This window comes from Streptomyces sp. SID486 (genome assembly GCF_009865385.1).
Classification (GTDB): Bacteria; Actinomycetota; Actinomycetes; order Streptomycetales; family Streptomycetaceae; genus Streptomyces.
Window position 1 is genome coordinate 1 of the sequence record NZ_WWJT01000432.1, and the last position, 8,513, is coordinate 8,513.

Annotated in this window: 8 protein-coding genes; 5 read left to right on the forward strand and 3 right to left on the reverse strand. The window is 74.1% G+C overall.

All coding sequences use genetic code 11. The features are described 5' to 3' along the window. Positions 1 to 154: 154 nt before the first annotated feature. On the forward strand, positions 155 to 2,101 hold the full coding sequence (locus GT045_RS20555) for an ABC transporter permease subunit (RefSeq protein WP_202515449.1): 1,947 nt from the start codon (positions 155 to 157) through the stop codon (positions 2,099 to 2,101). Position 2,102: 1 nt separating this feature from the next. Then, positions 2,103 to 3,062 carry an ABC transporter substrate-binding protein gene (locus tag GT045_RS20560; protein WP_161289964.1) on the forward strand — a complete coding sequence of 320 codons (960 nt, stop codon included), beginning with the start codon at positions 2,103 to 2,105 and terminating at the stop codon, positions 3,060 to 3,062. Positions 3,063 to 3,068: 6 nt separating this feature from the next. On the opposite strand, the gene GT045_RS20565 is transcribed toward GT045_RS20560, so the two are convergent. Both GT045_RS20565 and GT045_RS20570 read right to left on the reverse strand, forming a co-directional pair. After that, complete coding sequence (locus tag GT045_RS20565) at positions 3,069 to 3,791, reverse strand: isocitrate lyase/phosphoenolpyruvate mutase family protein (RefSeq protein ID WP_161335044.1); 723 nt, start codon at positions 3,789 to 3,791, stop codon at positions 3,069 to 3,071. Next, complete coding sequence (locus GT045_RS20570) at positions 3,788 to 4,300, reverse strand: carboxymuconolactone decarboxylase family protein (RefSeq protein ID WP_161335045.1); 513 nt, start codon at positions 4,298 to 4,300, stop codon at positions 3,788 to 3,790. The genes GT045_RS20565 and GT045_RS20570 overlap by 4 nt, the downstream gene beginning before the upstream one ends. Before the next feature lie 47 nt (positions 4,301 to 4,347). On the opposite strand from GT045_RS20570, the gene GT045_RS20575 reads away from it, so the two are divergent. Further along, on the forward strand, positions 4,348 to 5,736 hold the full coding sequence (locus tag GT045_RS20575; protein WP_161335046.1) for a PLP-dependent aminotransferase family protein: 1,389 nt from the start codon (positions 4,348 to 4,350) through the stop codon (positions 5,734 to 5,736). 97 nt (positions 5,737 to 5,833) lie between these two features. On the opposite strand, the gene GT045_RS20580 is transcribed toward GT045_RS20575, so the two are convergent. Next, positions 5,834 to 6,667: a hypothetical protein gene (locus GT045_RS20580; RefSeq protein ID WP_161335048.1), complete on the reverse strand. Its 834-nt coding sequence runs from the start codon at positions 6,665 to 6,667 to the stop codon at positions 5,834 to 5,836. A gap of 116 nt (positions 6,668 to 6,783) precedes the next feature. Between GT045_RS20580 and GT045_RS20585 the strand changes: the two genes are divergently transcribed. Together GT045_RS20585 and GT045_RS20590 are read left to right on the forward strand one after the other, a co-directional pair. Beyond that, complete coding sequence (locus tag GT045_RS20585) at positions 6,784 to 7,209, forward strand: hypothetical protein (RefSeq protein ID WP_161289701.1); 426 nt, start codon at positions 6,784 to 6,786, stop codon at positions 7,207 to 7,209. 13 nt (positions 7,210 to 7,222) lie between these two features. Beyond that, a complete protein-coding gene (locus GT045_RS20590; RefSeq protein ID WP_161335047.1) occupies positions 7,223 to 8,407 on the forward strand; it encodes a glutathionylspermidine synthase family protein in 1,185 nt (394 codons plus the stop codon). Positions 8,408 to 8,513 lie beyond the last annotated feature (106 nt).

The following is an 8,513-nucleotide window of genomic DNA, read 5'->3' on the forward strand; positions in this document are numbered from 1 at the left end:
GCGCCGCCCCCGCCCCCGCCCCCGCGGGCCGCCCGGGCGCCGGCCAGGCACACGGACCGAAGGAAGGACCGGCCCCCGGCAGGCGCCGGCAAGCCGCCCGGCCCGCTCCGCGCACCAGCCCGGAGGGTTCCCGCACCAGCCCGGAGGCCGTCTGATGGCAACGCTCAGCCTCCCGGCCTCCGGCCGTGCCGAATCCCGCGTCCTGAAGAGCCGGGCCGCGGGCAAGCTCCTCCTGCTCGCGCTCGTCGCCGCGGTCCTCGCGCCCTGGGCCGCCACCCACTGGCCCGGCGCCACCTGGCCCCACGAGCTGACCGTGAGCCTCGACAGACCGCTCACCACGGCCAGCGACTGGGTCATCGACAACCGGGACAGCCACCCCCTGTTCCTGTACTTCCTCGGCCACGTCAGCAACGCCGTCGTCCTGGCCGTCCGCGCCGTCTACCTCGTCCTGCTCGCCGCGGGCTGGGCCGGCGTCACGGCGTTCGGCGCCCTGCTCGCCTGGCGGGTCGCCGGTGTCCGCCTGGCCGCCGGTACGGCCGTCGCCTTCCTCGCCTGCGGCGCCCTCGGCATGTGGATCCCCACCATGCAGACCCTCGCGCTGATGGTCGTGGCGGTCCTCGCCTCCGTGGTCGTCGGCGCGCTCCTCGGCCTCGCCGCCGGCCTCTCCGACCGGCTCGACCGCGCCCTGCGGCCGGTCCTGGACACCATGCAGGTGCTCCCGGCCTTCGCCTACCTCCTCCCCGTCGTCCTGGTCTTCGGCATCGGTGTCCCCGCCGCCGTCCTCGCCACCGTCGTGTACGCCGCCCCGCCGATGGCCCGCCTCACGGCGCTCGGCCTGCGCGGCGCCGACCCCGAAGTCCTGGAGGCCGTGGAGTCGCTCGGCGCCACCCACCGCCAGCGGCTGCTGACCGCCCGTATCCCCCTGGCCCGCAAGGAACTCCTGCTCGGCCTCAACCAGACGATCATGATGGCGCTGTCCATGGCCGTCATCGCCGCCGTCATCGGCGCGGGCGGCCTCGGCGACCGCGTCTACCAGGCCCTCGCCTCCGTGGACGTCGGCGCGGCCCTGGCGGCCGGCATCCCGATCGTCCTGCTCGCCGTGGTCCTGGACCGCGTCACCGCCGCGGCCGGCGACGGCACCGAGGCGGCCGACCGCCCCCGTACCATCGGCTGGCCCTACGCCCTGGCCGTCACCGTCGCCGCGGCCCTCGCCACCCGCCTCCTCGGCGCACTGGACTGGCCCGACGGCTGGACCCTGGACATCGCCGAACCGGTCAACCGCGCCGTCGACTGGATGACCGACCACCTCTACTCCGGCGTCCCGGTCGTCGGCGGCACCGCCGACTGGGCCGCCCACTTCACCACCTGGATCCTGGACCCCGTCCGCGACGGCCTGCAGTGGCTGCCCTGGTGGTCGGTGCTGCTGATCGTCGCCGCCCTGGCCTGGCTGATCGGCACCTGGCGCACCGCGCTGACCGCCGTCCTCGCCATGGCCGCGATCGGCGTGCTCGGCGTGTGGGAGCCGTCGCTCGACACCCTCTCCCAGGTGCTGGCCGCCGTCGCCGTCACCCTCGTCCTCGGCCTCGCGACGGGCATCGCCGCGGCCCGCAGCGACCGCGTCGAACGCGTGCTGCGTCCCGTCCTGGACGTCTTCCAGACCATGCCGCAGTTCGTGTACCTGATCCCGGTCGTCGCCCTCTTCGGTGTCGGCCGTGCGCCCGCCGTCGCCGCGGCCGTCGTCTACGCCCTGCCCGCCGTCGTCCGGATCACCGCGCAGGGCCTGCGCCAGGTCGACCAGGCGGCGCTGGAGTCCGCGCGCTCGCTCGGCGCGACCGGACGGCAGCAGCTGTGGCAGGTGCAGCTCCCGCTCGCCCGGCGCGCGCTGCTGCTCGCCGTCAACCAGGGCGTGGTCCTGGTCCTCGCCGTCGTCATCATCGGCGGCCTGGTCGGCGGCGGTGCGCTCGGCTACAACGTCGCCTTCGGCCTCGCCCAGGGCGACCTGGCGACCGGTCTGGTGGCCGGCGCGGCCATCGTCTGCCTGGGCCTGATGCTGGACCGGGTGACGCAGCCCACCGCACGGCGCCCGAAGAAGGGAGCGTGACATGCGATTCCGTACGACCTTCACGGTGGCCGCCGGAGCGTCCGCGCTCGCGCTGCTGACCGGCTGCGGCGCGGCCGACATGACCAAGCAGGCCAGCCCGTTCGCCAACGCCCGCGGCGCGAAGACGGTCACCCTGTCCGTGCAGTCCTGGGTGGGCGCGCAGTCCAACGTGGCCGTCGCCCAGTACATCCTGGAGCACAAGCTCGGCTACCGCGTCGACACCGTCCAGGTCGACGAGGTGCCCGCCTGGGACGCGCTCAGCCAGGGCCGGGTCGACGCCCTCCTGGAGGACTGGGGCCACCCGGACCAGCAGAAGCGGTACGTCGACGACAAGAAGACGATCGCGCCCGCCGGCGACCTCGGGGTGACCGGGCACATCGGCTGGTTCGTGCCGACGTACCTCGCCAAGCAGCACCCGGACATCACGGACTGGCGGAACCTCGACAAGTACGCCTCCCTCTTCCGTACCGCGGAGAGCGGCGGCAAGGGCCAGCTGATGGACGGCTCCCCGTCCTACGTCACCAACGACAAGGCCCTGGTGGAGAACCTGAAGCTGGACTACCAGGTCGTCTTCGCCGGTTCCGAGGCGGCGCAGATCACGCAGATGAAGCAGTTCGCCAAGGAGAAGAAGCCCTTCCTGACGTACTGGTACTCGCCGCAGTGGCTGTTCGAGAAGGTCCCCATGACGGAGGTGAAGCTGCCGCCGTACAAGGAGGGCTGCGACGCGGACGCGGCGAAGGTCGCCTGCTCCTACCCGCACACCCCGTTGCAGAAGTACCTCAACGCCGGCTTCGCGCACTCCGGCGGCAAGGCCGCGGCCTTCCTCAAGAGGTTCAAGTGGACGACGGAGGACCAGAACGAGGTCTCCCTGATGATCGCCGAGCAGAAGCTGAGCCCGCAGGACGCGGCGGCGAAGTGGGTGGACAGCCACCCCGACGTGTGGAAGAAGTGGCTGCCCTGACCCGGCTCACGGGAGCAGGCCGGCCGCGGTCTCCCGCAGCACGGCCGACGCCCGCCGCTGGAGTCCCGGGCCGAACGTGACGCGGGTGGCCCCGAGTTCGCCGAGCGCGGCGGGCGAGGGGCCGTCCCCGTCCAGCCGGCCCAGCAGGTTCAGCGGGCCGGCGATCCCCGACCGCAGCAGCGGTACCACGGCCGTCGGGGCGAGGATCGGGTACACGCAGTCGGCGCCCGCCGACCGGTACAGCGCGGCACGCTCGATGGCCCGTTCCGGATCACCGTCGCCGTGCGCGAAGACGTCGATGCGGGCGTTGACGAACAGCCCGGCGCCGGCCGCGGCCCGCACCTCGGCGAGGAAGGCGGCGTGGGCGTGCGCGTCCCTGAGGACGCCCCCGTCGGAGTCCTCCAGGTTGCAGCCCACGGCACCCGCTTCCAGCAGCCGTTCGACCAGCTCCTTCGGAGCCAGCCCGTAGCCGCCCTCGACGTCCGCCGACACCGGCACGTCCACCGCCCGCGCGATCCGGGCGACGGCCGCGAACATCTCGTCGGCCGGGGTGGCCCCGTCCTCGTACCCGAGCGAGGCGGCCACCCCCGCGCTCGGCGTGGCCAGTGCCGGGAACCCGGCCGCCACGAGGACCCGCGCACTGGCCGCGTCCCACGGCCCGGGCAGCACCAGCGGGTCGCCCTGGGCGCGGCGCAGGTGCAGCGCGCGGAACGCCTCCGCCCGGCTCACTTGTGCTGGCCCGGCCGGTAGTGGCCCGGGACCATCCGCGTGCTCACACCGAACCGGTTCCAGGCGTTGATCACCGTGATCGCGGCGATCAGCTGCGCCAGTTCGGCCTCCTCGAACTGCCCGGCGGCCCGTTCGTACACCTCGTCCGGCACGAACCCGTCGGTGAGCACGGTGATCGCCTCGGTCAGCTCGATCGCCGCCAGCTCCTTCTCGGTGTAGAAGTGCCGCGACTCCTCCCACGCGCCGAGCTGGACGATCCGCTCGACGCTCTCGCCGGCCGCGAGGGCGTCCTTGGTGTGCATGTCGAGGCAGAACGCGCAGTGGTTGACCTGCGAGGCGCGGATCTTCACCAGCTCGTACAGCTTGGGGTCCAGGCCCCGCCTGGCGGCCGTGTCCAGGCGGATCATCGCCTTGTAGACCTCGGGGGAGTGCTCGGCCCAGTTCAGCCGGGGCGCGTGCTCGGGTGCGTACTCGACGGTGTCCTGTGCGATGTCCTGTGCAGTACTCATGCACTCGACCCTAGGAGCCGGGCAGCCCAGGAGTATGGTCCATTTCCATGGCGAATCAGTGGGCCACTTCGGGTGTCGACCTGCACCTCGAACCACACGCGCCGGGCGGTCTGCGCCGGGGCCTGACGGACGCGCTGCGGGACGCCGTGCGCTCCGGCCGGCTCGGCCCCGGCACCCGGCTGCCCTCCTCCCGCTCCCTGGCCGCCGACCTCGGCGTCGCCCGCAACACCGTCGCCGAGTCCTACGCCGACCTGGTGGCGGAGGGCTGGCTCACCGCCCGGCAGGGCTCCGGCACCCGGGTCGCGGAACGGGCCGTCGTCCGCCCCGCGGACACCGCGCGCCACCGTCGCGTCCCCGGCCGGCCCGCCTACGACCTCATCCCCGGCGTCCCCGACCTCGCCGCCTTCCCCCGCGCCGAGTGGCTCAAGGCCGCCCGCCGGGCCCTGGCCGCCGCCCCCTTCGACGCCCTCGGCTACGGCGACCCGCGCGGGCGCCCCGAACTGCGCACCGCCCTCGCCGGCTACCTCGCCCGCGCCCGTGGCGTGCGCGCCACCCCCGAGAACGTCGTGATCACCGCCGGTTTCGCGCACGCCCTGCGCGTCCTCGGCACCGTCCTGCGGGCCCGCGGCACGCGGACGGTGGCCGTCGAGTCGTACGGCCTGGACGTCCACTGGAACCTGCTGAGGGACGCGGGCCTCGCGACCGCCGCCCTGCCGTACGACGACCTGGGCACCGACCCGGGCGCGCCGGGCGGTGCGGGGGCCGTCCTGCTCACCCCCGCCCACCAGTTCCCGATGGGCACGGCCCTGCGTCCCGACCGGCGGGCGGCCGTCGTGGACTGGGCGCGGCGCACCGGCGGGCTGGTCCTGGAGGACGACTACGACGGCGAGTTCCGCTACGACCGCCAGCCCGTCGGCGCCCTCCAGGGACTCGACCCCGACCGGGTCGTCTACCTCGGCACCGCGAGCAAGTCCCTCGCGCCCGGCCTCAGGCTGGGCTGGATGGTGCTGCCGCCGTCCCTGGCGGAGGAGGCCACCGCGGCCAAGGGGCACATCGACACCTGCGGGGTGCTCGACCAGCTGACGCTGGCCGAGTTCCTCGCCTCCGGCGCCTACGACCGGCACGTCCGCTCGGCCCGCCTGCGCTACCGGCGCCGCCGCGACGCCCTCACCGCGGCGGTGGCCGAGCGGGCACCGGAGGTACGGGTCACCGGCATCGCGGCCGGTCTGCACGCGGTCCTGCGGCTGCCCCCGGGCACCGAGGAGCCGGTGGTGCGGGCCGCGGCCTGGCAGGGGCTGGCCCTGCACGGCCTCGCCCACCACCGGCACCCCGAGGCCACCACCCGCCCCCTGGACGCGCTGGTGGTCGGCTACGGCACACCCCCGGACAGCGCGTGGGCGGGAGCACTGGAGGCACTGTGCCGGGTGCTGCCGTGACCCTAGACAAGGAGCGGCATGGCATAGGGCGCGAAGGTCCCTCGCGCCCTACGGAAAGGGACGATCTCGCGATCCGACGAGCGCCTGATCCGGCGGCTCACCCTTCCTGCGGTGTCTCCGGTGCCTCTCCGAACCGGGCCAGTAGCAGCGCCCCCGCCACCGCGACCGCGAATCCCAGCGCCGCCAGCCACGTCAGGCCCTCCCGGGTGCGGTCACCGAGCCAGATCACGCCCACCGCGGCCGGGCCGAGGGTCTCGCCGATGACTATGCCGGCGGTGGCCGTCGTCACCGAGCCCCGCTGCAGGGCCGAGGTGAGCAGCAGGAACGCGGCGCCGCCACCGATCAGCAGGGCGTACGTCGCCGGGTTGGCCAGCAGGTCCGCCGGCCGCAGGGAGCCGATCAGCCGTACCGACACCTCCACCACGCCGAACCCGAACCCGGCGCCGAGCCCCAGCAGCAGTGCCCGGCTGCGGCCGGAGAGCCGTCCGCCGATCCCGCCGAGCAGCAGCACCCCGACCGCCACCGCGACCATCGCCCAGCTGAGCCAGGCGGGCCCGCTCCGCTCGCCCTCGGCGCCCGAGGCCAGGCCCAGCATGGCCAGGCCCGCGCACACCACCCCCACCGCGCCCCACTCCAGCCCGCTCAGCCGGACCCCCAGCAGCCGCGCCGCCACCACCGCCGTCACCGCGAGGCTGGCCGCCAGCGCGGCGCCCACGGCGTAGATCGGCACGGAGCGCAGGGCCGCGATCTGGAGCAGGAAACCCAGCCCGTCCAGTGCCAGACCGGCGAGGTACCGCCACTGCCGCAGGGCCCGCAGCAACAGCGCCGCGTCACCGCCCCCCTCCCCGCCGGCGCCGGCCGCCCGCGCGGCCACCGCCTGCAACACCGTCGCCGTACCGAAACAGACCGCAGCGCCCAGAGCGCACATCATTCCGAAAAGCACGAAGCGACTCTAGGCGAGCGGGAGATCGCGGGGGTCCCTGTGCGGTGGCCGGGAACGGTCTCTAGGCTGGCGCCGCACAGCGCATCCGACGGGGGAGACACACGATGGCACAGTCACGCAGGCGACTCCGGTCCGGCACGGTCGTCCTCGGCAGCGTGGGCCTGCTGGCCACCGCGCTCACCGCCTGCTCGTCCGACCCGGACAAGCGCTGCGTCGACCGCGACAGCTACAGCCTGGACAAGGGCTACAAGGTCGTCGCCGACAAGAACTGCAAGACCTCCGGCGGTTCCGGGACGTCGACGGGCGGGAGGAAGTCCGCCAGGAAGGGCGTCACGAAGCAGCCCGACGGTGCCTGGTACTACGGCGGCAAGGAGAAGAGCGGCTGGGTCGACGGCGGCTCCTTCACCAGGTCCGGTGGCGGCTCGGGCGGCAGCTCCGGCGGCGGTTCCTCGGACGACGACGACCACCACGGCGGGAGCGGCGTCCACCGCGGCGGTTTCGGCGGCGGCAAGGGCAGCTCCGGCGGCTGACCGGAGCGGACACATGGAACGCCGAACCATCACCCCCCGCCCCGGCTGGCAGCGGACCGTCGAGGAGCAGGGGCTGATCTACCCGCTCACCCGCCGGCCCGACGGCTCCCTGTACCCGTACTGGGACGAGAGCGCCTACTACGTCTTCACCCTGGACGAGGTCGAGGCGCTGGAGGAGACCGTCGAGGAGCTGCACCGCATGTGCCTGGCGGCGGCCGAGCACATGGTGGCCGAGGACCGGCTCGCCGACCTCGGCATCACCGACCCGCGGGTGGCCGGGGCGGTCACCGAGGCATGGCGCCGCCGCGCCGAACTCCCCTCGGTCTACGGCCGTTTCGACCTGCGCTACGACGGGACGGGGCCGGCGAAGCTCCTGGAGTACAACGCCGACACCCCCACCTCGCTGGTCGAGGCCGCCTCCCCGCAGTGGTTCTGGATGGAGGAACGCTTCCCCGGCGCGGACCAGTGGAACTCCCTGCACGAACGGCTGGTCGCGGCCTGGCGTGCGCAGGCCGCGCTCCTCCCGCCCGGCAGCCCGCTGCACTTCGCGCACTCCGCCGTGGACGAACTCGGCGAGGACCTGATGACGGTGGCCTATCTGAAGGAGACCGCCGAACAGGCCGGCCTCACCACCGACTGGCTCGCCGTCGAGGAGATCGGCTGGGACACCCTCTCCGGCCGCTTCGTCGACAACCGGCTCCGGTTCATCCGCGGCATCTTCAAGCTCTACCCCTGGGAGTGGCTGACCACCGACGCCTTCGGCGGGCACGTCCTGGACACCCTCGACAACGGCGGCGGCACCGGCAGCACCCTGTGGATCGAACCCGCCTGGAAGATGCTGCTCAGCAACAAGGCCCTGCTGGCGGTCCTCTGGGAGCTGTACCCCGGCCACCCGAACCTCCTGCCCGCCTACCTGGACGGCCCCCGCGAACTGGCCGGGTCGGCCGGCTACGTCGCCAAGCCCCTGCTCGGCCGCGAGGGCGAGGGCGTCACCGTGCACGAGGCGGGAGCGCCGCCCGTCCTGCGCGACGAACCCTGCTGCTACCAGCAGCTGGCGCCCCTCCCGGCCTTCGACGGCAACCACGTCGTCCTGGGCGCCTGGGTGGTCGGCGAGGAGTCGGCCGGCCTCGGCATCCGCGAGTCCGCGGGCCTGATCACGGACGAGTACGCCCGCTTCCTGCCGCACGTGATCCTCTGACCCCGGGCCGGCGGCGCGCCGCGCGGTCCGCGTCCGCCCTCACGGCCCGAGCAGCACCGCCGCAGCGGCGCGGGCCCGCGCCGCTGCGGCGGGGTCGCCGCTGACA

What these genes read in the sequence shown, in the direction of transcription:
- GT045_RS20555 (WP_202515449.1), top strand. Translation starts at nt 155, where the DNA reads ATGGCAACGCTCAGCCTCCCGGCCTCCGGCCGTGCCGAATCCCGCGTC.
- GT045_RS20560 (WP_161289964.1), top strand. Translation starts at nt 2,103, where the DNA reads ATGCGATTCCGTACGACCTTCACGGTGGCCGCCGGAGCGTCCGCGCTC.
- GT045_RS20570 (WP_161335045.1), bottom strand. Translation starts at nt 4,300, where the DNA reads ATGAGTACTGCACAGGACATCGCACAGGACACCGTCGAGTACGCACCC.
- GT045_RS20575 (WP_161335046.1), top strand. Translation starts at nt 4,348, where the DNA reads ATGGCGAATCAGTGGGCCACTTCGGGTGTCGACCTGCACCTCGAACCA.
- GT045_RS20580 (WP_161335048.1), bottom strand. Translation starts at nt 6,667, where the DNA reads ATGATGTGCGCTCTGGGCGCTGCGGTCTGTTTCGGTACGGCGACGGTG.
- GT045_RS20585 (WP_161289701.1), top strand. Translation starts at nt 6,784, where the DNA reads ATGGCACAGTCACGCAGGCGACTCCGGTCCGGCACGGTCGTCCTCGGC.
- GT045_RS20590 (WP_161335047.1), top strand. Translation starts at nt 7,223, where the DNA reads ATGGAACGCCGAACCATCACCCCCCGCCCCGGCTGGCAGCGGACCGTC.